The organism is Mesorhizobium sp. 128a (assembly GCF_053848025.1).
In genome coordinates this window covers 1-371 of record NZ_JBSPKY010000110.1, presented here as the reverse complement: position 1 = coordinate 371, position 371 = coordinate 1, and the positions used below count along the sequence as shown (strand labels likewise).

Annotated in this window: 1 protein-coding gene; it reads right to left on the bottom strand. The window is 62.0% G+C overall.

What is annotated here, in order from left to right; translation table 11 throughout:
• Nucleotides 1–371, bottom strand: a 371-nt coding sequence (locus ACWTU9_RS33295) for an aminotransferase class I/II-fold pyridoxal phosphate-dependent enzyme (RefSeq protein WP_455862029.1), incomplete at both ends; no start/stop codon positions are given.

The window sequence follows — 371 nt, the reverse complement described above, 5'->3', positions numbered from 1 at the left end:
ATGATCGAGGCGTGGTTCAGCGCATCGGAGATGATCGCATCCTCCTCGCCGAGCAGCGTTTCGAACAGGCCGCCATTGGCGTCGAAGCAGGAGCCGTAGAGGATGGTGTCGTCCATGCCGAGAAAAGCGGAAATCGTCGCCTCGAGCTGCTTGTGCTCCTCCTGCGTGCCGCAGATGAAGCGCACCGAGGCCATGCCGTAGCCGTAGCGGTCGAGGGCTCCCTTGGCTGCCGTGCGCAATTCGGCGCTGTCGGCGAGGCCGAGATAGTTGTTGGCGCAGAAATTCAGTACCTTGTCGCCGCCGACCTCGATCTCAGCCGACTGGGTCGAGGTGATCACCCGCTCGGATTTATAGAGCCCGGCGGATTTCAG